This window comes from Secundilactobacillus malefermentans (genome assembly GCF_008033155.1).
GTDB classification, from domain to species: Bacteria; Bacillota; Bacilli; order Lactobacillales; family Lactobacillaceae; genus Secundilactobacillus; species Secundilactobacillus malefermentans.
Genome location: NZ_CP042371.1, coordinates 1,238,227 through 1,263,320, shown reverse-complemented (window position 1 = coordinate 1,263,320; position 25,094 = coordinate 1,238,227). Strand labels below are relative to the sequence as shown.

Sequence of the window (25,094 nt, the reverse complement as noted above, 5' to 3'; positions counted from 1 at the left end):
TACGGACCTTTCTAGTACAATTTTTTGTGATTATTTGATTTCGATAGACTTAACATCGAATAGAGTTGCTAAATCATCAATTTGTTCTTCGGTTGCAACAAATGAGAAGACAGTATGGTGACCACCACCATTTTGGATCCAGGCAGTAGCGCCTTCTTTAAGGCCAACCTTTGGTGTCCACATTTGCTTAGCAACTGGAAGGTTTGGTGTTTCTGCTTCAGCCTTGTGTGCATCAACTGGGTAGCTGATGAACTTGAAGCCATCACGGAAATCAGAAACCGTCACGTCAACTGCTTCGCCTTCAGAACCAGAGAATACCAAACGTGCAGGATCGTCCTTACCACCAATATCCAATGGGTGAACTTCAACACGAGGCTTGTCACTAGCGATTGAAGGATCGACTTCCAACATATGTGAACCAAGGATTGCTTCATGACCTTTACGTAAGTCAAGGGTGTAATCTTCCATGAAGGCAGTTCCTTCATTATGAGTCATGATCTTCATCAAACGGCCAAGAGCAGCTGTCTTCCAGTCACCTTCAGCACCGAAGCCATAGCCGTCACGCATTAATAATTGAGCAGCTAAACCAGGTAATTGTTCCATACCCCAAAGGTCTTCGAAGTTGGTTGTGAAGGCACTGTATCCACCGTCATCCAAGAACTTCTTGATTCCAACGTATTGCTTCAATTGGTAACGAACTGACTTTTCGTACTTGTCGGCATCGTTATCGCCTTGAACCATTTCGTACTTGCTAGTTAAATCTTTGTATTCTTTTTCAACATCGGCATCGCTAACAGCGTTGATAACTTGAACTAAGTCGCCAATACCGTAGTAGTCAACGGTCCAGCCAAGGTCGATTTGGGCTTCAACTTTGTCACCTTCAGTAACGGCAACGTTTCTCATGGTATCGCCAAAACGGCAAACCTTAAGTTTAAAGCTTTCGTTATAAGTAACGGCAACGTCTTCCCAACGAGCAATTTCTTCTTGGGTTTCATCATCGCCCCAGTAGCCGTAAACAATCTTGTTGTGAAGGCCAAGACGAGCATTGATGTAACCATATTCACGGTCACCATGAGCACTTTGGTTTAAGTTCATGTAGTCAAAGTCAATGGTGTCATATGGAATGTTGTTCAAGTATTGAGTTGCTAAATGAAGAAGTGGTTTTTGTAGTAATTTTGAACCACGGATCCAGTTTTTAGCTGGTGAGAAGGTGTGCATCCAAGTCATAACACCGGCAACAGAGTCGTCGTAGTTGGCTTCCTTCATGAACTTAGTAATGCCATCAGCAGTTGTCATTACACCCTTAAATTCGATTGGGTATGGTAATTTACCGCTTGCGTTTAACTTTTCAACGATATCGCGTGCATCGTTTTCAACTGACTTTAATTGATCGTCACCATATAAGAATTGGCTACCTGTAACAAACCAAAATTTGTAATCTGCAACTTTTAACATTATGAGTACCCCTTTTTTGAAATATTTTTAAGAAACTTGTTACCTTAATTAAATGAACCTATCGAGTGCTTTCGAGAATACGTTGCTCGTCACAATTTATTCTCTTTTTGCATGATCCTTTGACTTGGCATTTGCCTGACCATAGTACGCGTTGCTACCATGCTTACGATAGTAATGCTTATCGAGCAAGTACTGTGGCAACTCACGGTTGGCACGAGTCAACTGCATCGTGTGGTAATCTTCACCAGCCACAACCTCAAGCACTTTTGCGTTGTAAACGGCCTTGTCTGGTGTTGGTCCCCATGCAAATGGGCCATGTTGACTGACCAAAGCAGCTGGAACAGCTTCGTAATCTAAACCGCGTTCCTTGAAGGTTTTGACAATGGTTTTACCAGTGTTGCCTTCGTAATCGGCTTCGATTTCTTCCTTAGTCAATGCATCAGCAGCTGGAACATCACCGAAGAACGTATCAGCATGAGTGGTATTCATGGCTGGCACATCCATTTTGGCTGCGGCAAATGAAACGGCCCATGGTGAGTGAGTGTGAACGATTCCACCAATGTTTGGAAAGGCGTTGTACAAAACGGTATGAGTTGGTGTGTCACTTGATGGGTTCATTTCGCCTTCAACGACTTCACCTTTCAAATTAACAACAACCATGTCCTCAGGCTTCAAATCATCGTAATCGACACCAGATGGCTTGATAACGAATAAGCCTTTTTCTCGGTCAATTCCGGAAACATTGCCCCAAGTGAATGTGACTAAATCCAACTTAGGAAGTCGCATGTTGGCGTCATATACCTCTTGCTTTAATTTCTCTAGCATTACTTTTTCTCTCTTTCTTCAATGGTTTCAATTGCCTTTGATTCAATTGGAAGACCAGCTTCATAATTTTCAATGAACTTCTGGTATCCTTTAACCCCTTCTGGTTCGGGGCTTAGAGTCATTGTCTCAGGATTTGAGAAGACATCTTCATCCAAGAAATCAGCTAGGCTCTTGTCATTTCCACGTTTTGCATAGTTGGCAAGAACTGCCATACCCCAAGGACCACCCTCGCCGGCATTACTCATCAGCGTAATTGGTGTATTTAAGGCGTTAGCCAAAACTTGTTGACCAACTACTTGGGTTCTAAACAAGCCACCCTGAGCAATCAATACATCAGGTGTAATGTGCTCTTCATTAGTTAGGATATCCATCCCAATTTTTAAAGGTGCAAATGCAGCGTACAACTGAGTTGCCATGAAGTTTGGTAAGTTAAAGTTACTGTTTGGTGTACGGACAAACAATGGTCGACCAGCATCCATCTTGGTTATGTTTTCACCTGATAGGTAACTGTAGTTAACCAATCCGCCAGCATCTGGATCTGAGCGGGTTGCTTCCAAGAATAACGTTTCGTACAAACGATCCGCCTTCAAATCAAGTCCCAAACGTGCAGCAAATTGTCCAAACAATGAAACCCAAGCGTTAATATCTGATGAACAGTTATTGACGTGAACCATTGCAACTGGCGAACCATCTGGAGTTGTAACAATATCAATATCGCGATGAACAGCCTTTAACGGCTTGTCCAAAACAACCATGGAGAAGGCTGATGTCCCAACTGAAATGTTACCAGTCAGCTTACGAACACTGTTGGTACCGACCATTCCAGTTCCGGCATCCCCCTCTGGTGGTGCCATCAAGCTTCCCTTTTGCAGGTTGCCAGCTGGGTCCAAAAGTTTTGCACCAGCATCCGTTAAACTACCAGCACTCTTACCAGCAGGTAGAACACCTGGCAAAATATCTTTGATGTTCCATGGATATTTTTTAACTTCATCAAGACGACTAAAGATGTTTAAACGATTTTCATCGTAAGTTCCTGTTTGCTCCTCAATTGGGAACACACCGGACGCGTCACCTACGCCAAGAACCTTTTCACCAGATAGTTGCCAGTGAACATAACCAGCAAGCGTTGTGACAAAGTCAATTTGACTAACATGTTCTTCATTATTTAAAATTGCTTGGTATAAATGAGCAATCGTATAACGTTGAGGAATGTTGAAGTCAAATAAATCTGTCAGTTTGTCAGAAGCTTGTTCAGTAATGTTATTACGCCAAGTTCTGAAAGGTACAAGTAATTGATTATCCTTTGAAAATGCTAAGTAACCATGCATCATGGCACTAACTCCAATGGAACCAATGTTAGTTATTGCCTTATGATACTTACTTTGTACTTCTACAGCCAACTGAGCGTAACTAGCTTGGATACCCGCCCAAACCTGTTCAATTGAATAGGTCCAAACGCCATCCTTGAATTGGTTTTCCCAAACATAACTGCCGGAAGCGATGACGTTAAAATCATCGGTTACAAGCACGGCTTTAATTGTTGTAGATCCAAGCTCAATACCGAGTGAAACTTCACCGGCATCGATAGCTTGAGAGGTTTCGACTAAGTTCATTTCATGAACCTCCTAATTAATTCAAATTCAAATATTATTCTTTACGACCTTTAGTACCTTGCTCTTCAATTTCTTCGAGTGTACGGCCACGTGTTTCTGGTACACAAGTTTTAACGAAGATAACACCAAGAATACAAATGACTCCGAAGATTGCAAACACAGCTTCTTGTGACATTGAAGCTGTCATAACTGGGAAAAGTAGTCCAACTAAGAAAGAACCAATCCAGTTAAATGATGAAGCTAAACCTGATGCACGTCCTCGAATTGCTAATGGGAATACTTCTCCGACTAACACCCAAGTAAGTGGTGCCCAAGTAAAGGAATAAAATGCAACATAGATACTTAAGAATACGACGATCATCATTGGGTTCATATTTGGAACCAATGAATTAATAATAGCTGGTAAAATAAAGGATAGGCCCATTACTCCGCCACCAATCATTAACAATGTTCGGCGGTTAAATTTCTCTGCGATCCATAAGAATACGAGAGAGCCAACTACCAAAAGGACACCTTGTACGATTGGCCATAGAAGCGCTGAACTTGCTGAATTTCCGGTTGCTTTCTCAACAATCAATGGGATGTAGTAGAAAATAGCATTTGCTCCTTGGAATTGTTGAAAGGCTGCAACACCAACACCAGCAATAACAAGATAACGGTATTTCCCATTGAATAGGGTTGCCCATGATGACTTCTTAGCTGCTGAAACTTCTTCTTTAGCAGTTTCTTGAATACTCTTTACTTCGTCATCAATAGTCGATGCATCTTTACGAATGTAGCTAAGTACAGTTCGCGCTTCATCTAATTTTCCGGCCTTTACTAAGAATCGTGGGGATTCTGGTAAACGTAGAACACCGAAGAATAGGATAACGGCGGGGACAGCTGCTAATCCCAACATTGAACGCCATGCAATCTGTTCTGGAAGACCCTTTAATAGGTAATCCATTATGTAGGATAGAAGCATGCCTGAAACAATCATTGTCTGGTTAATACCAGTCAAACGCCCTCTTAAGTTTGCGGGTGCCATTTCTGACATGTAGGCCGGAACAAGTGCTGAAGCAGCTCCGACTGCAAGACCCAAGAATATACGAACGATAATCAAGTAATATTGACCATCATGTGGTGCAAAGGAAGATAACAATGATCCAATTGCGAAGATAATTGAAGAAATCAAAATCATTTTCCGTCGGCCTAGCTTATCAGCTAGTTGCCCTGCTAGTGCCCCACCAAAGATGGCACCAAACATAACTGCTGAAGTTATCCAGCCAACAATTGTTGCATTGTTTTGAAGCGCCCAATCATGTTGCAAGAATGGTAAAGCTCCAGTCATAACACCAATGTCATAACCAAAGAGGATTCCTCCAAATGACCCAAAGAAGTAAATGAAGCCACTCGGTATTTTCTTTTCCGTATTCATTAATGATTCCCTCCTAAAACTAACTATCTGAAAATAAATATAAAGCGTTTTCATTTTGTCGACAAATTGAGTTTATCCTATTTATTCGAATAAATCAATACGAAAAGTAATTATTCAATAAATTTATTGTGAATAAAACAACAAAAAGCCGATTCCGACGCGGATTAGACTACGTACAAAAAAATAAAAAAATTAAAGCGGTTACTTTACCCATGAGATGGGAATAGCAATTAGTTATATTTATAATTAGGATTTATAACATAACTTACAATGCAATTGAATTATTACCATAAATAGCTTAAACTATTTGTAGAAAGCGTTTTCCTTTTGTTGACAAAAATAGACCACCCCTTGCTAGAGATGGTCCGCATCAAATTTAGTTTAATTTTTCTACCGAATTTCTTTTAATCAACTCTGGATCATATCTAACGGACTCAACGGTCTTTCCTTCAAGCATTTCAATCATGAGTCGTCCAGCCTCTTCACCCATCTTATCCTTTTCATGATTCATGGTAGTAAGACTGGGACTCATATACTGTACCATTTGATAATTATCAAAGCCCACAACAGAAACGTCGGCTGGAACTGCAATTGATTTTTCTTTCAAATAGTCAATTACACGAATCGCTAATTGATCGTTGTAGCAAACAATCGCAGTTGGGTAACTTTTCTCATTTAAAAACATGTCAATCCGATTGATTACCTGGTTAATATCATCACTCGATTGATACATGATGAAATTGCTCTTATAGGAAAAATTAGGATACTGTTGATATGCACGAACAAATCCATTCATCCGATTAACTCCCTGAATATCGTCTACTTGAAATAAGCCAAGGATACTCTCATGGCCCATTTCAAAAAGATAATTAACCAGTCTATTTTCTGCTGTTTCGTCATTTGTTGTAACTGAAGGAAAACTAAACTCAGGGTACTCGGCATTAATGAATAAGGTAGGAAGTTTATCTTCCTTAATTTCACGGTAAAGATCAATATTGGGATTTTCCAAGGCACTTTGAGTTGGCTCCACAATCAGTCCTGCAACCTTAGTATCAAGCATGCTAATTAAGCTTTTGCGTTCTTTTTCATGATTGTTATGAGTATTACTCAACAATAGTGAATAGCCCTTTTCTGATAAAACTCGGTCAATTCCAGAAATAATATCAGGAAAAATATAATTCGCTAAGTGTGTTGTGATAATACCGATCAACTTACTTTCATTATCGTTGGACCAGTCTTTGTGCCAATCCTGAACAAACATTCCACCACCTTGAATCCTATAAACAAAATGCTCACTTTCAAGGTCTCCAATTGCTCGACGAACCGTATAACGAGAGACATTATATAGTGCCATCAGTTCTGACTCGGTTGGTAGCTTATCATTAACTTTATACTGACCCGCTAGTATTGATTCTTTTAATTTTTCTTTTACATGCTGAAATTTATTTTCCATATATATTTACTGATAAAAGCCTCACCATCAAGGATTAGCTTACCCTTTCAAAATTTATTGGTACATTTTTTTGAACTTGTTCCAATAAATTTAGTTTAGCAAATTTATTTAAGCTTTACCAATTTAATTAGAAAACGGAGGATTCATTTCATGACAAATACATCTATTAAAGCTACTGTTACCCCCTTTGACGAATACAAAGGTCAACAAATTTTTAAATTAAGTTTAACTAATCAGCATGGTGTTACTGTTTCAGCACTAACCTTAGGTGCCACCCTGTATGAGATTCTAGTGCCCGATAATAACGGTAATCATGCCAACCTTGTTTTGAATTATGCACATAGTGGTGACTATTTGGACAACCCCTTCTATGTTTGCCAAGCATTAGGACGGACAGGTGGCCGAATTGGAAATGGGGAAATGCCATTAAATGGTAAGACCTATACTTTACCAACTAATGAAGGATCAACAACCCTTCATGGTGGCCCTAATGGATTTAATTCCCAAATTTGGGAAGGCCATATAAACACCGTTAATGATGCTCCAGAAATCTGTTTGACCCATCGTCAGTTAAGTTCAGAGGATGGCTACCCTGGTGATATGGATGCTGAAATTCACTATGGATTAACTGAGGATGACAAGGTCGTTATTACCTTCACCGCTAGTTCAAATAAAACAACAGTCTTTAATCCAACTATTCACACGTACTTTAACTTAGGTACAACTGACACCATTAAGGATCACACACTAGCAATTAAGTCGGATGAACACTTAGATTTTGATGCTAATAAGATTCCAACGGGTCGTTTAATTCCAGTCGCTGATACCCCATTTGACTTTAGAAAAGCCACTCGGTTAGGTGATGCAATTGACGGAATGATGGATACCCCAGAAAAAGGTTTTGATGATATTTTCAAGGTTAATCCAGATCGTAATGACTTGATTGCCATCCTTTCAGATCCTGAAAGCGGCCGTTCTGTCGAAGTTGAATCTGCCAGAAACGGATTAGTCGTTTTCACTGCAAACTCATTTACCCAAGAGCACATGAATTTTGTTCGTTCAAACGGTGTCGGTATCCCTTATGAAGGAGTTGCGCTAGAAGCTCAAAATCTACCTGACGCTACTAAGCATACTGGATTTGGCGATATCACTTTACCAGAGGGCCAAAAAGTTACAAGACAAATAAGATATGGTGTAAAGTACTAAATTAACTGGTTTCTACAGAGAAAATCCTAAAGAGGCGTTCAGAATTGTAAGAATCCAATTCTGAGCGCCTACTTTAATTACAATATTTTAAGCTTTTATAAATTCAAAAAATACGTCATCCCTTTGGATGACGTATTTTTAATAGACTAATAATTTTTATTCAACGTAAATTGCAAGAACAAGTTAGCCAGTCGTTGAGGACAATCCCAGAACAGGCCGTTATCAAATAGAAGTTGTGGCGCTAGAGAGACTACTGGGCCATGCGGCGAACGCGCCGAGCTTCGGCCTCAAAGTTTTGCTGGGGTGTGCAGTAGCCCTGTTGTTTGCGAGGCAACTGATTCAAGCGGTCTTGCGTGGCCTGCACTTGACTAGGGCTAATGTCATCTAGGGACATGCCCTTAGGGAAGTCCTGGCGGATCATCCGGTTATGTGCCTCGTTGGTGCCACGGTCGCAGGACGTGTAAGGATGGGCGTAGAAGATCTCAGTTTCCGTCCCAGCAAAAGCAGTATTTAAGGCGGTGAACTCGGGTCCGTTGTCTGCTGTGATGGTCTTGATGCAAGCTCCCCATTCGCGCTTGATTCCACGCAATGCATAGCTCACAGAGTCTGCATCTCGTCCTTCGATCAAGCGGAGAAGTTGGCAACGGGTCTTGCGCTCAATCAGAGTCAAGATGACGCTCTCCTTGCCATTGCGTTTACCGACAATGGTATCCATCTCCCAGTGACCGAACTGCCTGCGTCGTTCAACGACCTTAGGCCGTTCCTCGATACTGCGGCCAGCCAGGCGCTTAGCCTTGGTGTGGTGCTGGTGAGAGGTCTTCCGCTTAGTCTTCTCCAACAGGTCGATATTTCGAATCTCTAGGCGTTGGTCGTCAATGTACTGGTACAAAGTCGAGGCACAAACAAGCTCTTCAGGAGTAAACAGCTTGTGTCGCTTGGCATAGCCGATTGAAGCATCCGGCGACCATTTGTCCTGCTTAGCTCGCTGTACGTACCAGGCTAAGAAGACCTGTACACTGGCGAACTTGTCAGGACGATGGCAGCTCAAGCGTGCAGTCTCGTAACGTGCCTGAGCAGCCTCTGGTAGGTATTGTCGATGGTAGACGCGCTTGCCATTACTCTTCTTGACCTGATCTACTGTACCTCGCTTGATTTCATTATTAATGGTCTGTGGGCAGACGCCAATTTCAGCAGCAATCCAACGATTGGACTTCCCAGCTTGGCGGAATCCGGCCACTTTTCCGCGCTCGAGTGATGTTAAGTGCTGACCTTTTTGGCGGTGTGTGCTATCCTGTTTCTGCATCAAGACAACATCCTCTTCCATTGTTTGTGTAGGAACTTCAATGATACAGGATATCTGTTCTTGATGTTTTTTATTGTCCAAAAAATTTTGAGACAGTGGCTAACTTGATTCTAAAATGCGCGATTACTCTTTCATGCAAGTTTTATCTTCTTATTGCTTTGCTCTTGCTTAGTCGGTTTAGGTCAAGGAATGTGTACGAACCTCTCCCAAGTCTTGATTTCTCAAATGCCACCCGAAAGCGAACGTCAGTCGACTATGGGCCTATCGACAACCTTTACCAATATTGGTGGAATCATTTTCATCATGGGTGGTGGTCAACTGGCCGCTAGCAGCAGTTGGGTCAGCAACTATTGGATCTATATCTTTTCTTTCTTGGTTTTAATTGTTGTTATTGCACTCGTTCCAATGCATCCACAATCTGTTAACGGAGGAGAAAGTGCCGGCGATACTGGCAAAATTAAATTAAATAAGTATGTATTCTACTGTGCAATCTGGGCATTTTTCACCATGTTACTGAACAACGTTTTAAATAATAATATTTCACTTTTTGTTGTTAAGGAAAACCTTGGTGCAACCTCTCAGGCAGCCTTAACTTCAACCATTTCTCTAATTGGTGGTATGCTTTGTGGCTTTATCGTTGGTGCTCTCGGCAAACGATTCAAGTACTCTTCAATTGCCCTTTCCTTTATTTTATACGGATTATCCTACCTACTTGTTGGCTTTGGCCATTCATTAATTTTGGCATTTATCGGCAGTTTCGTAGTTGGGGCAGCCATGAGTATTGCGATGGGCCAATTTCCCTACCTCATCTCTATTGCAGTTGGGAAAACCAGTGTTTCAATGGCGTTAGGTGTCTACGTTGCCATTTACTCTGTCGGTGGTGTCGTCAGTCCTTTCATCGTCAATCCTTTGACTAATTTAGTTCAGAATATGGGGCTGAATGTCTTCTCAGTCAGTGGCATCATTGCGTTAGTCCTCGGCATTATTTGTTTATTAGTCAAGTTTCAAAAGAATTTAGTTGATAACGCAATTAACTAAAAATTTAAATGACAAAGCAATCGGCTTCTACAAAGTTGATTGTTTTTTTACTGTCTTTATATTTATTATCAAGCACATAAGTTTACTCCAATGCTCGTTCAAGTTAAGCTTATTTTAGAACCATAATAATTATCCACAGAAAGGAATGATGACAATGTTTCATTTAATCTGGGTCCTTATCATCGGTGCCATTATTGGTGTGATTGCGGGTGCAATTACGAGTCGTGACATGCCAATGGGCTGGGTTGGAAATATTATTGCTGGTCTGATTGGGTCGTGGCTCGGTGAAATGCTGCTGGGTACTTGGGGACCAAACGTTGCTGGGATGGCCATTTTCCCTTCGATTGTTGGTGCCATCATCTTGGTCCTCATTGTATCGTTCATCATGGGCGCTACCCGCAAAAACAAGTAAGGAGTGAAGCCATTTGTGTCCAATATTAAAATTGGGTCTGGCACTCGTTTCAATTATCGGAATCCTACAGGCAATCTGGTTTGCCCTGCTTGTTGAGCCAACCAATCGTTGGACTTCACAATTGGTTAGTTGGCAGGCGGATCAACCCTGGCTGAGTTGGGTTGGCGTTACCTTTTCAATCGTGGCAGCACTCATCTGTATTGCCCTCCTCTTCTATGCCACTTTCAAACGGTCGACAACCTCTCAACTTCAGGTTAGAGGAGAGCGTGGCAAGCTCACCATTAATAAACAGGCTGTCGAAAAGACAGTGAAACACGCTGTCCTCGAAAAACATTCTGTCTCAACGGTGGCCGTTAACGTTAAGCTTCGAAAGACCCAAGAAGCCGCAACTGCCAAAGTCAAAGCAACAATGACTCAACCTCAAACCGATTGGGCTGGTGAAAGCCGCGCAATTGAAAAAACGGCCAAGGCTGCGTTAGAACATTGCCTAGGAGTTGACGTTAAGAAGGTCAACGTCGCTTTGACACCCGCGAGCCGCGACCAGAAAACCGCTAACGTCATCTAATGAACTGAGGTGTTTGAATGAGATTTTCACAAATTGGGGCCATTATTGGCCTGATCAGTGGCGTCATCTGGGTCACCCTTGGCTTTTGGAGCATGGTGCTCGTCTTGCTTTTGACGGGTATTAGGTACCTCATTGGCCGTTACCGATCACGTTTACCGATGTTAAAGAACTGGCTGGTTGAGATCCTCGACCGCTAAAGAATAGGAGAATGCCTATGATGGATCAACAAGCAACCGTTACGAAACGACGGCTTTCATTTGATGATGACGTGATTAAAAAGATTGCCGGTAACATTTCAAACGATATTGATGGCATTTTGGCCATGAACGGCGGCTTAATGAGCAATATTGCCGACCGATTTCGCGATGAGACTGACCCGACAAAGGGAATCGATGCCGAGGTTGGTCAAAAGCAAGTCGCGTTGAACATGGAAGCCACCCTGGAGTACGGTGCGGACGCTCACATCATTTTCGATAAACTCTGTCAGCAAGTTTACAACGCCATCAAACGGATGACTGGCTTGGAATTGATTGAGTTAAATCTAAATGTAACCGATATCATGACCAAACGTGAGTGGGCCAATAAAACCGCCGAAGGTAAGCAGGAAACCAAAGAACGCGTTAACTAGAAAGGATTTGGTGACTAAATGGAAAATACTGAAATGCATAATGAAAACACAGAATTAAACTACGATGAATCAGTCATCGCAAAAATCGTTGGTAAGACAATGGCAAACATACAAGGAGTGTTATCAGTTGAAGGCAATATTGTGGAAAATCTTATGGATCGTTTTCGCGATAGCAAAGATGAAACCAAAGGCATCAAGGTCGAACTCGATGACGAAGACAAAACGGCATCCCTGGATTTACATGCTGTTGTTGAATACGGTCGGAATGTACCTAAAATTTTCCAAGAAACCATCAAAGAGGTCGAAAAGGAAATTGGCAAAATGACTGACATCACAGTTAGCAGCTTCAAGATGACCGTTTCTGATTTAATGACTAAGGATGAGTGGCAAGAAAAGCAACGGAAAGAAGAACAGTCATCCCTGAATCGCGATAAGTCAGAGCGTCATCACCGCGACGAACATCCATCTGGTCACCAACGTTCAAACGACTCAAGCCAAATGAACAACTGGCGTGAAACCCCTGATTTAGAAGGTCACCCCCGCCATGTGGAGGTCGATTAAATTGGATGTGAAAAGGGAAATTCCGATGAAGGAATTTCCCTTTTTCTATGCTAAAAGCTCTCAAGGATTTCTTTATTTAATTCTTCAATGATGCCCACTGCCAATTTGACGCTATCTTCCAAATCTGATAATTTTATCCAATTATATTCAGTGTGCTCATATCGCACTGGGATTCCGATCACAATCGTTGGTACCCCGTTATAATACGTGATTGCTGCTCCATTGACACCCCCGCCCGTTCTTACCGAACGCGTATGCGGGATTCCCAATTTAGTAGCAACCTGATCACTAAACTCCTCAAAAGCCGGGTTCGCAATAAACGACGTATCCATATCACGTAGCATCGGTCCACGTCCCATTCCAGTTTGTATTAACCAGTCCGGTTCGAATGTATCATCACAAGGACATCCCTCAAACACAATTCCAACATCAGGATTAATTTTACGAGCCGTTACATATGCCCCACGTAAGCCAACTTCCTCTTGTGCGGAAAGCGCTGCAATGACATCAACGTCTAACTTTTTTCTTTGTAACGTTTCAAGGGTTTTAACAACTGCTGCACAACCAATTCGGTCATCAAAATCTTTTCCTAAAAACATATCATTATACTCATAGTACTGACAGGTCACGTCCATCACAATTGGACAGCCGGTATCAATCTGTAGTTCTTCAATCGTTTGTTGACGGCTTGTCGTTCCAACATCAATTGACATGTCTGCAATTTCAGGGACTTTACCCTTTTCTGCTGCTGTCATAAAGTGTGGTGGCTTAGTAGAAATAATTCCGGGTAAATAGTCACCATTTTTATTTCGTACACGAACTCGGCTAGCGGGCATATTAGTCGGTACAACACCCCCTAATGGTACAAATTTAATGAGCCCACTTGGTCGAATTGCTTGAACAATAAAACCAACCGAATCCTCATGAGCATCAATTTGAACTAGTGGCCGGTTACCAGTATTACCATTAAATTTGCAAAATGCGTTTTGCATCGTATCAATTGATGTCTCTCCAAATTTTTGGCAATAATCATCAAATATTTTTGCGGGTTCGTTTTCGAAACCTGGTGCCCCGTTTGCGTTAGAAAATTTTTTTACTAATTCAATAGTCTCGCTTTTATCCATATTAGTCTGCCTCTTTTTAATCCTCATTAAAAATCAATTTTGATGGATACTGACCCCCTGTATAAATTGTCTGATGAGCAATTACCGTCTTTTCCCCATTCGGACCTTCTGCTGTATTACTATTTGGGAACACAAGATTGTTGGCACTACTGGTAATATCCAGTCGCAATTTATGCCCCGGCTGCAATTGAATCGAGGTTTTCTGAGTTTCCACTTCAAACTGATACACTTTTCCAGGGATCAATAGTTCTGGCTTTCGAATGTCATCATGGAAAGTTGCGTTGACAACATTGTCAGCAATGTTAATTGATTCCCCATCTGGCGTCACATCCGTCAACCTTGCGACCCAGTCGGTATTCACCGCAGAACTACTTGCAAAAAATTGAGTCTTAAACCATCCCGTAATATTAATCGATTCATCAAACGCCGGGCTCGTAAAAGAGACAACGTCAGTTCTTGCTTCGACTTCACGATAGTCATTCGGAAACTCCAACTCATTTGCTGATACATCAATTAAATGCGGGGCCGGATTATCGGGATCATAATCATATTCGGTCTTGGCAATTTTCTCAGGATTTCGCTTGGAGAATCCAGCCGTTTTGGCATCTAACCACCACTTAGTTTCTTCCTTATTTGGTGGAAATGTCTCTGCCTGTTTCCACGTATCCGTATTTAGCATGTAGTAATCCACAACTGCTTCCTTCTCAATGTGGTTATCAACCCCATTCAAAAAATGATCAAACCAGCGGAAATGTTGCAAATCAATATCCAGTCGTAATGCTTTTTCACCTAAATGCACAGGCCCTAAATCATATTGGGCGTTGCCACTATGAAGCCAAGGGCCAAGAATAATTTTACGCAACCCCTTCGGATACTTATCCGTAACCCGAATTGCCTCAGTTGTTCCGACACCATTATCGTCGTACCAGCCACTTTGAATGAGTGCCGGTACCGTAATTTTATCGCTACGAGTTTTCCAGTCCATATTCTCATAAAACTCATCATAAGCATGGTGATTCATGAACTTTGAGAATCCACTAATTTCGTGTCCCAGACCTTTAACTGGGATTTGAGACAATGGGCGCACCTTCATTAATTCTTCCCAATCATCTCGAATCATATTTTCTGGCTTAAATTTTCTTTCGCTAGTAGAGAAGAACCATGCCAAACTACCAGAAAGTGGGGCACCATTTTTATACGTTGTATCAGTGAACGGTCCACCAGCCGTGACCATGCTAACCAGCGCTTTTAGATATGGCGTCCCTGAAGAAGCTGCCGCCCACTGCACGTATCCGCCATATGATCCACCAATCATCCCAACCTTTTGATTCGACCAAGACTGTTCTGCAATCCATTCGATTGTGTCTTGTCCATCATCTCGTTCGTAATACATTGGCAACCATTCACCTTCAGAGTCATTACGACCTCTTGTATCTTGCACCACCAATACATAACCCCGCTCGACAAATCTAAATTCATCTTTGAAAAAGAGTTCCCGGCCATAAGGTGTTCGAACTAAAACGGTGCTCAAAGGAACTGTGGCGTTATCTGGCAGGAATATTTCCGTTGCTAGCTTGGTTCCATCACGCATTGCCACAAATTCAGTGAACTGTCTTCTTAATTGGTGGGGTTTCGTTAATAACATCCCAGCTTCATCCCATTTTTTTAAAACAGTTAACTTCTCGTATCCGGGTCTAATCAAAATAGTCGTTAAGTTACGGACCGAAATTTGAAAGCCTACTAATGTTTCGTTCTTAACAACTAAATTAACGGCAGGTTTTGCTTCCCGTTGGATCCATATTTCTGGCCGACTAGTCGGTTCATAAATTGCGCCCCAGCCAGTCGTAAATGCGTCGCGATGATTAAAGTTCCCATTTAATAGTTCTTCTTGCCAATCATTAAAAAGCTTCGTTGGGTTTACTTTCATTTGCGCTGATAACTGAATGTTTAATTTATCATCAACCTTAGCTGGCTCTTGAGAATCAGCAGCATACGTGACATTAATGCCGGTTACATCAAAACTTCCTTGTTTAATACCACTTTGGTAAAAATCATATCGTGCCAAATAGAATCCCTCATTTCTGATTAAAGAAGAAAGTTCAATTAAACCAAGTGAATTGAACTTTTATTCTTATTATTTCCAATAAGCCGTTGCATACGTAAAGGGACCACCAACCATGTGATGTTGAATTCCTTTAAGGCTTGTGTTCTGCATAATTGAGTAAACCTGTTGATTCAGTGGAACTAGCGCTGACTGGTCCTTAACAAGGTAATTTTCTGCTTGATGTAAATCTGCAAAACGTTTTGCAGTATCGTTAACATCTTTGCCATTTGCGGCAGTCATATATGCATCATATTTTTTATTGTCAAAACCAACTGCATGCCCTGAGGTAAAATTAGCTAAATAAGTATTCGGGTCTTGATAATCTGGACCCCATTGTGCCAAACAAAGCTCAAATTTGCCAGCTGCAAACAGTGCTAATTCTTGCTGTTGTGGCAATGATTTTATTGTAACTTTCAAACCAGGCATGTTTTTCTCTAATTGCGATTGAATGTACTCACCCATCGTTTTTTGCCAATCTTCATCATCAATTAATAATTGAACAGATAGATTCTTTTTACCAAGTTCCTTTTGCGCTGCTTTCCAGTAGTTGCTGACTTTCTTCTGATCAGGGACATTTAAGTCGCCACCCTCAGTGCGAAAATCTTTTCCAGTTGCCGAATTTTCGACAAATTTAGGAGGAATATAGCCAGTTAATGCTGAGGAACCATCCGCTAAAATTTGTTTAGCAAGTTGTTTTGTATTAATTGCGTTAGAAACTGCCTTTCGGAAATTCTTATTGGTATAAGCGCTATTTTTCTTGTTCAAATTAAATTCAAGATAAGTCACCATAGAATTATCGATTGTTTTAAAAGCTGCTTTACTCTTATTATTTTTCACTAAGTTTCCACTCAAGAACGTCATATCAAGTTTCTTTGCAGTAAATTCATTTAATCCCGTTGATGTACTCTTGATAATTTTGAACGTCAGGTTCTTCAACTTAGCCTTGGTACTCCCGACATACTTTTTATTCTTTGTCAGTGTAAAACTCGTTGCCCCTTGATGATAAGTCTTTAGTTTAAACGGACCATTGTAAATCATCGTGCTTGGTGATGTTGCATACTTTTTCCCTTGTTTAGTCACAAATTTCCTATTTTGTGGGAAATATGGGTTAAACGTCAAAAGTGAAGTAAAGTAAGGAGTTGATTTTTGGAGTGAAGTGAACCCCAAATATTGGACGAAACTTTAAGCAACTTTCTGGGTGGTAAGAGTTCGGTATTTAACCGGACTCTTACCACCCAGTTTTGTTTTAATTCTAGAAAAATTATAATATTGAATCCAGCTCGATATTGCTGAGGTTAACTCTTCCAGCGTATTGAGCTCTTTTTGATAGTACACTTCTGCTTTCATTATATGAAAGAAGCTTTCCATTGCGGCGTTATCTAAACAGGTTGCTTTTCGAGACATACTTTGAATAATTCGACGTCGTTTCAAAATCTGAACCCAACGAATATTCTGATATTGGAATCCTTGGTCTGAATGGATTGTTGTGCGATAACCTAATTGTTTGGGAATGCGATTGATTGCTGACTCTAAAACCTTTGTCGTGAATGTCACAGTTGGATTTAAAGAAATATTATAGCTAAGTACTTCGCCAGAAAACAAATCATAGATACACGTAAAATAAGCACGCTCTTCAATCGTTTTCTTGCCCCAACGAATTTCAGTAATGTCTGTCGTTAATTTTTGATAAGGACGATCTGACATGAACCGGCGGTTAAGTCTGTTTTTCGCAATAGTGCCAACCGTTCCTTTATAAGAATTATACTTTCGAGATTGTTTACTAAAGGCAGTCGACAGTAGGTTTAATTCTCGCATCAAGCGTAATACTTTCTTGTGGTTAACGACTATACCCATTTCGCGTAATTGCCCAGTAACCTGACGATAACCCGCCGCAGGAGCCTTAGTCTTGAAATCAGTAATTGTTTGTTTAAGTCCCGCGTCTTTGTCGCTATCAACGGCAACGTGACTTACAGCGTAGCTGTATGTACTTTTGGCCATTCCAACTACTTTGAGGATCTTGACAAGCTTATAGCTCGACCTTAATTCTTGGATGATTTGTGCTCGTCGTCTTGTTGTGATCGAACCAAGGCCTTCAATTTTTTTAGATATTCATTCTCAATCTTTAGTAATTCGTTCTCTTCGCGTAAATGTTCTAGTTCACTTTGCTTCTTAACTTTCTTGTTTTGTTTATTCGTTGGCATTAGCTTTGGTTGCCCCTTACCACGATACAAGGCATCAACACCATTTCTTTCGAAAGAACGTTGCCATTGCCAGATCGTGGACGGCGCAGAAATATCGAAGTTAAGGGCAGTTTCAGTTAAGGACGCCTGGTTCGTTTTCATCCATTTTAAAACATTTACCTTAAAGGAGCCATCATAAACTTTTCCTGGTCTTCTAACTTCAAGTCCTTCAGTACCGAAATGTTGATATTGTCTGATCCATTTATTAACGGTTGTATAACTTTTGATCTGGTATTTACGAGCGATTAACTTAAGTCCGAGCGAAGTGGTCAAATAGTCTTGAACAACCTTAAATTTAAATAGTTTAGTGTATTTTGTCATAGTAAAACCCCCGGTATTGGATTTGGTCCAATACCGGGGGTTCACTTCACCTCAGAATTTGAGGCGGTGCTTTTGCTAATCATATCGGGAATAATTAAAGGTGGCCCCTTAATCTCCCATCTCTTTGGTATAATCTCCAACCTTCGTTGCTTGAGAAATACTAGAAACCAAATACGTACTGCTATCTTCTCTTACCACTGTTGCTGTATATCTAAAGGTTTGAACATGCTCTTCGTACGTATATTCATCCTCGTCATCGTCGTCATTTTCCTGACCATCAAATGTGTACTTGACGGTGTAGGTGACTAAACTCTTTTGACCGGGCGCTGGCTCTACACTCTCGACGTCCGTATCATAGGTGACACTGTCGATCTTGTCGTCACCATAATAGCCGGTTGCCATTTTAACTAACTCTTGATAGTCAGCGTTTCCGGAACCATCTTTAAATAAATCATCAAGGTCCGTTCCGTCATCATCGGTCGCGTCCTCATCGTCACCTGAGCCTGATAATCCAGAAACGGCTTCAAAAACGTTGGAAATTAAATCGTCAGCATCACTAAATCCAACTAGGTTGGTAAAGTTCAACTTGATATCTTGGTTATTATCCCGCTCAACCAGCTCAACTGATTTGGATTTCGCCGTTCCAGCAGAAGTTTTGTATTGCGCAGAAACGGTCATATTAGCTTCCCATGGCTGATCCGTTAACTTATATTCACCATTGCCATCGGCCGTTCCAAGTTCTTTGCCATTCAAAAATACAGTGGCCTTGGGTTCCGTGTTAAGTGAAACTGAAATTGTTTTCAGCAACAAATTATAGCTTTTATCACTTGAAATGTGGTATGTGCCATCATTCGTCAATTTGTGCCCGCTCACCGTTCCAGATGCCGTCATTCTGTATTGACCAGGAACAATTGGTCCGATTTTCTTAGAATAAACGGTACTATCTGAGGTCGCAATTAACTGATTATTGAGCTTAATCTTGGCACCATTTCGATTGGTCATAACGGTTGGGTAGATTGGCTTAATGACAATCTGATATTTAGGAAATAAAAGCCAGCTTCTTCCAGTCTTTTTGAAAGTAAAGTGGTTGCCAACCGCGCTACCAGTTGCGGTTAACTGCGTTTTGAATCCCGCTAACCGACTGTCGTGCTTCTGGTAGTAAGCCATGAAGGGTTCCAATGAAGAATTGGTCACCTTAAACTTTTTATCTTGGCTAATAAAGTCCGACTGCACCCCATTGCCACTCTTTATATCACTGGTAATCCGATCAAGAGTTGCAGACTTTGCGTAATACACTTCTCCCCAAATAATTCCAGCAACTATGACGACTCCCAGAATTGACCAGAGAATGATTTTCCTTTTCTTGGGGTTCGCTTTCTTTACTTTGCCCTGTTTCTTCTGCTTCTTTTTCCGTTTTGATCGCGAGCTACGACCCTTTTTCGTTGCACTTTCAGTTGCACTGATTTCACTCAAATTGTAGCCGCAGTTTGGGCAAAAGGTGTCAGAAGGCGAAATTTCTTTCCCACAATTTGGGCAAAAATGATTCTCCGTTCCAGAATTATCAGCCATTTTTCTATTCCTCCAAATAAAACCTTTTAATTTTGTACAAATGCTTCCGCAGTCAAATAGAATGCGTTGTTCGTCAATTTTTGAATGTTTACATGGGCAGCACCATCGTAATGCTTAGCCAAAAGAAGCTCATATAAATTTTTCATCATATCTTGCCAAGCGAATTTCAGTGGGGAATTTCCCTCCACGGAGCTCTCAGCAAAAACCAACCCCTGACTCTGACACCCAGCTGGAATTGCCTCAAAAGTGATTACCAATTTTTTGGCTTTAACTTCTTCTTCAACTGACAGTTCCAAATCAACAAGTGGAAAGTCTAAATCCGAGCTGTGGGCCGTGAGAACAAAGTTATTGTTGTCCGAAAGCGCAGTGCCACAATTTAGACAAAAGTTGGCATCCGCACTATTTTCATTTCCACATTTTGAACAAATCCGATAAGTGTTTTGCTTCATATTCTGGTGCCCTCCTATTATTCGTCGTCGTTATAATTAAACGTTGCTTCAAGATCAGATCTTGCGTCGCCATCCATGTGCACGGAAATTGAATTATCATACTTGACGTTTGTAATGGTGAGATCCGCCGTATCACTGTTCCCATAGTCATCTTCAACCGAGGCGTATCCTGAATATTGATTGTCCCCTAGCGAACTCTCGATAGTGACATCCGTACATTTGGCGTCAAGATCCATATCGTTTTGAATCATATCGGTGACAATATCAACCGAACCAGATGCTAAACTGCGCTCTAATTTCTGTTCTTTGACTTCTTTGCTCTTTTTAATACTAGTTTGGCGAGCTTGAGACTCTTGAATTGCTTGTTGCTTGGCCTCCTGTTGCTGGTTGGTAATCACTCCCATTGCCACAACAACTATGATGGCAACCACTATCGCGCCACCAATCCATAAAACTAATTTTTTCTGAAAGGGTGACATCCCACTCTTTTCTTGCTTTTGCCGAGTCTTAGTTTCATTCGTTGCTGCAGATTCCTTTGCGGCGGCCTTTTTAGGGTTAAACGCATAGCCACATTTCGGACAAAATTGTGCATCCCCATTGACCTTCGCCCCACACTTAGGGCAGTACTTATTCTCCATAATATAAACTCCTCCAAATAAAAAAACGATGCAACTATAATATGTACCAAAAAAATCTTGTCAATTTCTTAATAAACACTCTAAATAATTATACTACTATTGAATTTCAATTAATATGACACTTAAATAACTTCGAACGCAAAAAGGCCCTGCTGCAAAATGCAGCAAGGCCCTCCTCTATTTCATTTTTAAAAATTCAACTTCACACTCTTTGGCTGCGTCTCCACTAGCACTTTACCCTTCCGAATCGAGTAGAGAACTTCCGCATGCTCATTTAACGCATCGTAGAAGTTGGTCTGGTTCAGTAAGATGCAGTTGGCCGGCTTGCCGACTTCAATCCCGTAGTGGTCCTGGATGTGAAGTGTCTTGGCCGCATTATTTGTCACAAATTTGTAAGCCCCTTGGATTTGCGAACAGCCCATCAAGCCACCCGCCAATATGCCGACCTGAACTTGGTCCAACATATTGCCGTTGCCCATTGGGTACCATGGATCCTTGATATCGTCCTCACCAAATGAGACGTTGATGCCGGCCTCAGATAGTTCCTTAATCCGCGTCATACTGCGGCGCTTAGGATACGTATCAAATCGTCCGCCCAAATGGAGGTTAACTTCTGGATTTGCCACAAAGTTCAAGTTGGCCATTTCGAGTAACCGGAACAGCTTGTAGGTGTAGGCATCGTTGTATGAACTCATCGCCGTTGTGTGGCTAGCCGTCACCTTGTTGCCAAGGCCAGTCTCATAGGCCAAAGTTGCCAACACTTCCAAATTGCGAGAATTTGGATCATCGATTTCGTCACAATGAACATCGATTAATTTGTCATACTTTTCTGCCAAATTGACGATGAACTTCAACGACTCCACGCCATAGTCTCGCGTGAATTCGTAGTGCGGAATCCCACCAATGACGTCAACGCCCATTTTGGCAGCTTGTTCCATCAAGTCTTTCCCGTTTGGTGTCGATAAAATGCCGGCTTGGGGAAATGCCACTAGCTGCAATTCGACTTGATCTTTGACCTCTTCCTTAACCTCAAGCAACGCTTCCAGCGCCGTTAGGTTGGGGTCGGTCACATCCACGTGACTACGGACAACTTGCAGTCCGTTGGCAACTTGCTCGCGCAACGTTGCCTTCGCTCTGGACTTCACATCTTCCTTGGTCAGCGTTTTGATGCGCTCACCCCAGATTCGGATACCGTCAAACAGGGTACCGGTTTCGTTCCATTCTGGATCCCCGGCCGTCCGGGTTGCGTCCAAATGAACATGGGAATCGACAAACGGTGGCAGCAAGAGCTTCCCGTTGCCATCGATAACCTCTTCGTTATCATGCTTTTCAATTTCATTTTTAATCTCAGTAAATTTTCCGTTGATAATCCGAACGTCTTGCGGCACGTCCTGTGATTCAATATGCACATTTTTAATTAACATGTTGTTCCTCCTGGGTAAAAATTGCTCGCACCTTCATTATACCGTAGTACACAAGGGCAATAATGAGCATAACCGGATAGGCTGCACCAACTGAATGATCAAACCAATCAATTTTGCGAATAATGAGGTATAGAACGACTCCAAGTGCCCAGCACAGGAACGCCCACCAGTTAACGCCAAACTTGTACCAAAATGGGCCGTTGCGTTTGATCAAATCGGTCATCTTGTAATTGCCGTGGTGCAAAATGAAGAAATCAACACACATAATACTCATCCACGGTCCCAGAATCATGCCGAGCACGTCCAAGAACGCCGTGAATGTGTCGAGGAAACTCCCGACCACCATCGGAATCATGGTGACAAACGTTGCTACAACGGTCACAATCCAGAGGGCCGTCTTCAAACTAATTTTGGGCATCATGTTGTTCAATGCCGAACCGGCTGCCTGCAGATTCACCGCGTTAGCCGTCATACTCGTCAAAATAATCACAACCATGGCCAGCGCACCCAGCCCCAATTTGGCGGCAATGGTACTTGGATCCGAGTTATTGGCGTCGTAAACGCCAGACGTCACCGCAATGCTAATCGTGGCAAATAGGCCCACAAAGGCGAACCAGAGAACACCAATCAATGCGCCGAAGAATGGGGCGCTTGTCGCCACCGTCTTCTTATTTGTAAAACGCGTGAAATCTGCCCCCGCAGTAACCCACGCAAGGTTAAAAGCTGCCAAAGAATCCAGCGCAGAGCCAAATGACATCCGCTGCTTAAGTGGCACGACCCAGTGGCTGATTTGGGTAAATGACGTTTCTCGGAAAACGACAATCGTTTCCCAAACCACGAACGCAAAGACCAAAATCATCCCGATTCGCTCAATCAGCTGAATTGACCGCTGACCCGCCATGACACTAATCAAATGCAAAATGCTCATGATGACAATTCCGAACAATAGGCTCCAGTTGCCACCCGGCTTACCATAGATTGGCCAGCCAAATATTGAATGACACAAGTAGGAAATGGAAGTTGCTGCGATGAACGTGTTCACCGCTGTCCAACCAATAAACTGAATCAGATTCACAATCGATGGCCCGATACTGCCCCGAATTCCAAACGCTGCACGAGACAATCCCGTGGTCGTCACACCCGTTTTGTAACCAATGTAGCCAACGAGCGATAAGAACACATAGGCGACCGCAGAACCGATAATAAGGGCTTTCACGCCACCCCATAGGCCACAGGCGGCGATGACACCACCGATAAACCAGGTTCCGTTGTTCGCGTTCGCCCCCACCCAGGTGGCGAACATGTCCCAGTAGTTCATGTGCCGGTGTTCTGGTGCAATACTCTCGAGCGGATAAATCTTGGTTGCTTTCAAATCTTCCACATCCCTACTGTCAGATTATTTTGTTGCTGTAAATATGTTATCGCTTTCGAGCACAAAATAAAAGGACAATCTGAACAATATTCCAAATTAATGTATTATTGTTAACATTCTGATGTGAGGTGTGGGATGAGAGGAAAATAAAAAGCAGCCTCTCAAACCACCAGAGACTGCACCACTAACCTGCTATTCAATTCATTAATTTATCGATGCTTACTTGATCCCTGAGCCCTTCATAATTTCGGCACTTTTATTTGTTAAGAGATATGCCGATCCATTACTCGTAAAGGCAATATTTTCAAATTCACGATTGCCATTAAACGTTGAGGCTTTGACATCACTTGCTTTTAGCTTGCCTAACTTGCTAACTGGCACTGATGAAATCGAGTTGTCACTCACAAAGTACAATCGATTGCTCTTGGGATTGTATCCAACTGACTGGTTCAGCTGACCCGGTTTATTTTTTAGTCCCTGCATCACGAGGCTGAATTTAACTTTCTTTGCGCTAATTGTCCCTTTATATATCTTCAATGCTCTAGTTCCACTGACCTGACTACTAAAGTAAGCATATCCCTTTTTATCAAAGGTCAGATTTTGGCCCATCGTTACCTTATGGCCATCACTGCTCCGAAGTCTAAACTTAATGGTTTTAGATGGTTTCAGTGTCGTTTTTGATAACTGTTGAACCGTTGCTGTGCCACCCGAGGTTCCGGGGCTTTTGACAAACCACAGTTGATTGTTTTTCGGATTTAATGCTAGCGATTGGCCATGGCCGGTCGTGTACTTTGAACTAAATTTGATGCACTTCAAAACTGCCTGATAGGAACTCGTTGCTTTCCCAATCGACAAAGCGTATGAAGCTCGTCTTAGTATGTCCATCGAATTGGTCGACACCCCATAAACTGAGCGTAATTTCGCTAAATTATAGTGTGCAACCCATCCGGTATTTGAGCCACCCTTGGTTGTATACATTATGTAGGCACTTGAGCCGCCAGGCGTTAGCACGAGGCTTTGTGGATTTCCCCAATCACCACTCGTGTTTCTGGTTACCGGCAAAAAAACGTTGGACTTAAAACTGGCATTTTGATTTCCACCCTTATGTGTTAAATAAGTGGGTGAAGTCTGGAACACACTCGCCGTCCAACTTTGAATATAGGTCCCTGGCCTTTTCATATAATAATTAGTATTTGACACGGTTTTCCACTTACTTGCTTTGTAAGGCGACAGCGCATAGGACTTTTGAGTATAGGTCGAGGCATGCGCTTCAGTGGCGACAGTTGCAAACGAAATAACTGCTAGAGCAGCTGTAACTAACTTAGTAAGTTTGATCATCTTAATTCCCCCAAATTTTCAAATACTAATGAAGGCTTA

At 42.0% G+C, this 25,094-nt stretch carries 22 protein-coding genes and 1 pseudogene; 7 read left to right on the top strand and 16 right to left on the bottom strand.

Annotated features, from left to right (window positions below; translation table 11 throughout):
* Positions 1-30 precede the first annotated feature (30 nt).
* From araA to FGL90_RS06050, 5 genes are all read right to left on the bottom strand, one after another.
* The gene (araA, locus tag FGL90_RS06070) at positions 31-1,455 is read right to left on the bottom strand and encodes an L-arabinose isomerase (RefSeq protein ID WP_147657345.1); all 1,425 of its coding nucleotides are present in this window, start codon (positions 1,453-1,455) and stop codon (positions 31-33) included.
* A 96-nt stretch (positions 1,456-1,551) separates the two neighbouring features.
* On the bottom strand, positions 1,552-2,280 hold the full coding sequence (locus FGL90_RS06065; RefSeq protein WP_147657343.1) for an L-ribulose-5-phosphate 4-epimerase: 729 nt from the start codon (positions 2,278-2,280) through the stop codon (positions 1,552-1,554).
* Positions 2,280-3,893, bottom strand: coding sequence for a xylulokinase (locus FGL90_RS06060; protein WP_147657341.1), 1,614 nt, complete (start codon positions 3,891-3,893; stop codon positions 2,280-2,282). Before FGL90_RS06060 ends, FGL90_RS06065 begins: the two co-directional genes overlap by 1 nt.
* Before the next feature lie 34 nt (positions 3,894-3,927).
* A complete protein-coding gene (locus FGL90_RS06055) occupies positions 3,928-5,310 on the bottom strand; it encodes a sugar porter family MFS transporter (protein ID WP_147657339.1) in 1,383 nt (460 codons plus the stop codon).
* A gap of 376 nt (positions 5,311-5,686) precedes the next feature.
* Entirely contained in the window at positions 5,687-6,763 is a 1,077-nt protein-coding gene (locus tag FGL90_RS06050) for a GntR family transcriptional regulator (protein ID WP_147657337.1), read from the bottom strand.
* A 150-nt stretch (positions 6,764-6,913) separates the two neighbouring features.
* On the opposite strand from FGL90_RS06050, the gene FGL90_RS06045 reads away from it, so the two are divergent.
* Positions 6,914-7,969, top strand: a complete 1,056-nt coding sequence (locus FGL90_RS06045; RefSeq protein WP_147657335.1) for an aldose epimerase family protein — start codon at positions 6,914-6,916, stop codon at positions 7,967-7,969.
* Between the two features lie 250 nt (positions 7,970-8,219).
* Here the strand turns inward: FGL90_RS06045 and FGL90_RS06040 are convergent, their stop codons facing one another.
* On the bottom strand, positions 8,220-9,272 hold the full coding sequence (locus FGL90_RS06040) for an IS30 family transposase (RefSeq protein WP_010620018.1): 1,053 nt from the start codon (positions 9,270-9,272) through the stop codon (positions 8,220-8,222).
* A gap of 138 nt (positions 9,273-9,410) precedes the next feature.
* On the opposite strand from FGL90_RS06040, the pseudogene FGL90_RS06035 reads away from it, so the two are divergent.
* The 6 genes and pseudogenes from FGL90_RS06035 to FGL90_RS06010 all read left to right on the top strand — a co-directional run.
* A pseudogene (locus FGL90_RS06035) lies at positions 9,411-10,310 on the top strand (MFS transporter); the annotation flags it as partial.
* A gap of 154 nt (positions 10,311-10,464) precedes the next feature.
* Positions 10,465-10,722, top strand: a complete 258-nt coding sequence (locus FGL90_RS06030) for a GlsB/YeaQ/YmgE family stress response membrane protein (protein WP_147657331.1) — start codon at positions 10,465-10,467, stop codon at positions 10,720-10,722.
* A 13-nt stretch (positions 10,723-10,735) separates the two neighbouring features.
* Positions 10,736-11,287: an alkaline shock response membrane anchor protein AmaP gene (gene amaP / locus FGL90_RS06025; protein ID WP_147657329.1), complete on the top strand. Its 552-nt coding sequence runs from the start codon at positions 10,736-10,738 to the stop codon at positions 11,285-11,287.
* 17 nt (positions 11,288-11,304) lie between these two features.
* Positions 11,305-11,484, top strand: a complete 180-nt coding sequence (locus FGL90_RS06020) for a DUF2273 domain-containing protein (protein WP_147657327.1) — start codon at positions 11,305-11,307, stop codon at positions 11,482-11,484.
* A gap of 11 nt (positions 11,485-11,495) precedes the next feature.
* Positions 11,496-11,915 carry an Asp23/Gls24 family envelope stress response protein gene (locus FGL90_RS06015; RefSeq protein WP_404814655.1) on the top strand — a complete coding sequence of 140 codons (420 nt, stop codon included), beginning with the start codon at positions 11,496-11,498 and terminating at the stop codon, positions 11,913-11,915.
* An 18-nt stretch (positions 11,916-11,933) separates the two neighbouring features.
* Entirely contained in the window at positions 11,934-12,476 is a 543-nt protein-coding gene (locus FGL90_RS06010) for an Asp23/Gls24 family envelope stress response protein (protein WP_147657325.1), read from the top strand.
* A gap of 50 nt (positions 12,477-12,526) precedes the next feature.
* On the opposite strand, the gene FGL90_RS06005 is transcribed toward FGL90_RS06010, so the two are convergent.
* The 10 genes from FGL90_RS06005 to FGL90_RS05960 all read right to left on the bottom strand — a co-directional run bounded on the left by FGL90_RS06005 (position 12,527) and on the right by FGL90_RS05960 (position 25,055).
* The gene (locus FGL90_RS06005; protein WP_147657323.1) at positions 12,527-13,600 is read right to left on the bottom strand and encodes a M42 family metallopeptidase; all 1,074 of its coding nucleotides are present in this window, start codon (positions 13,598-13,600) and stop codon (positions 12,527-12,529) included.
* A gap of 16 nt (positions 13,601-13,616) precedes the next feature.
* Positions 13,617-15,665: a CocE/NonD family hydrolase gene (locus tag FGL90_RS06000; protein WP_147657321.1), complete on the bottom strand. Its 2,049-nt coding sequence runs from the start codon at positions 15,663-15,665 to the stop codon at positions 13,617-13,619.
* Positions 15,666-15,734: 69 nt separating this feature from the next.
* Positions 15,735-16,784 (bottom strand): peptide ABC transporter substrate-binding protein, encoded by a 1,050-nt coding sequence (locus FGL90_RS05995; RefSeq protein WP_404814654.1) that lies wholly within the window; start codon positions 16,782-16,784, stop codon positions 15,735-15,737.
* Positions 16,785-16,886: 102 nt separating this feature from the next.
* Positions 16,887-18,265 (bottom strand): IS3 family transposase gene (locus FGL90_RS05990; protein WP_147657317.1). Its coding sequence is split into 2 segments (ribosomal slippage): positions 16,887-17,776 and positions 17,776-18,265, totalling 1,380 coding nucleotides; the frame shifts between segments, so codons are not numbered across the junction.
* Between the two features lie 108 nt (positions 18,266-18,373).
* Positions 18,374-19,834: a zinc ribbon domain-containing protein gene (locus FGL90_RS05985; protein ID WP_147657315.1), complete on the bottom strand. Its 1,461-nt coding sequence runs from the start codon at positions 19,832-19,834 to the stop codon at positions 18,374-18,376.
* Positions 19,835-19,860: 26 nt separating this feature from the next.
* Entirely contained in the window at positions 19,861-20,283 is a 423-nt protein-coding gene (locus FGL90_RS05980; RefSeq protein ID WP_010620281.1) for a zinc ribbon domain-containing protein, read from the bottom strand.
* 17 nt (positions 20,284-20,300) lie between these two features.
* Complete coding sequence (locus tag FGL90_RS05975) at positions 20,301-20,921, bottom strand: zinc ribbon domain-containing protein (protein ID WP_010620282.1); 621 nt, start codon at positions 20,919-20,921, stop codon at positions 20,301-20,303.
* 188 nt (positions 20,922-21,109) lie between these two features.
* On the bottom strand, positions 21,110-22,345 hold the full coding sequence (gene codA / locus FGL90_RS05970) for a cytosine deaminase (RefSeq protein ID WP_147657313.1): 1,236 nt from the start codon (positions 22,343-22,345) through the stop codon (positions 21,110-21,112).
* Positions 22,335-23,717: a cytosine permease gene (locus tag FGL90_RS05965; RefSeq protein ID WP_147657311.1), complete on the bottom strand. Its 1,383-nt coding sequence runs from the start codon at positions 23,715-23,717 to the stop codon at positions 22,335-22,337. Before FGL90_RS05965 ends, codA begins: the two co-directional genes overlap by 11 nt.
* A gap of 219 nt (positions 23,718-23,936) precedes the next feature.
* Positions 23,937-25,055 carry a hypothetical protein gene (locus FGL90_RS05960; protein ID WP_010620285.1) on the bottom strand — a complete coding sequence of 373 codons (1,119 nt, stop codon included), beginning with the start codon at positions 25,053-25,055 and terminating at the stop codon, positions 23,937-23,939.
* Positions 25,056-25,094 lie beyond the last annotated feature (39 nt).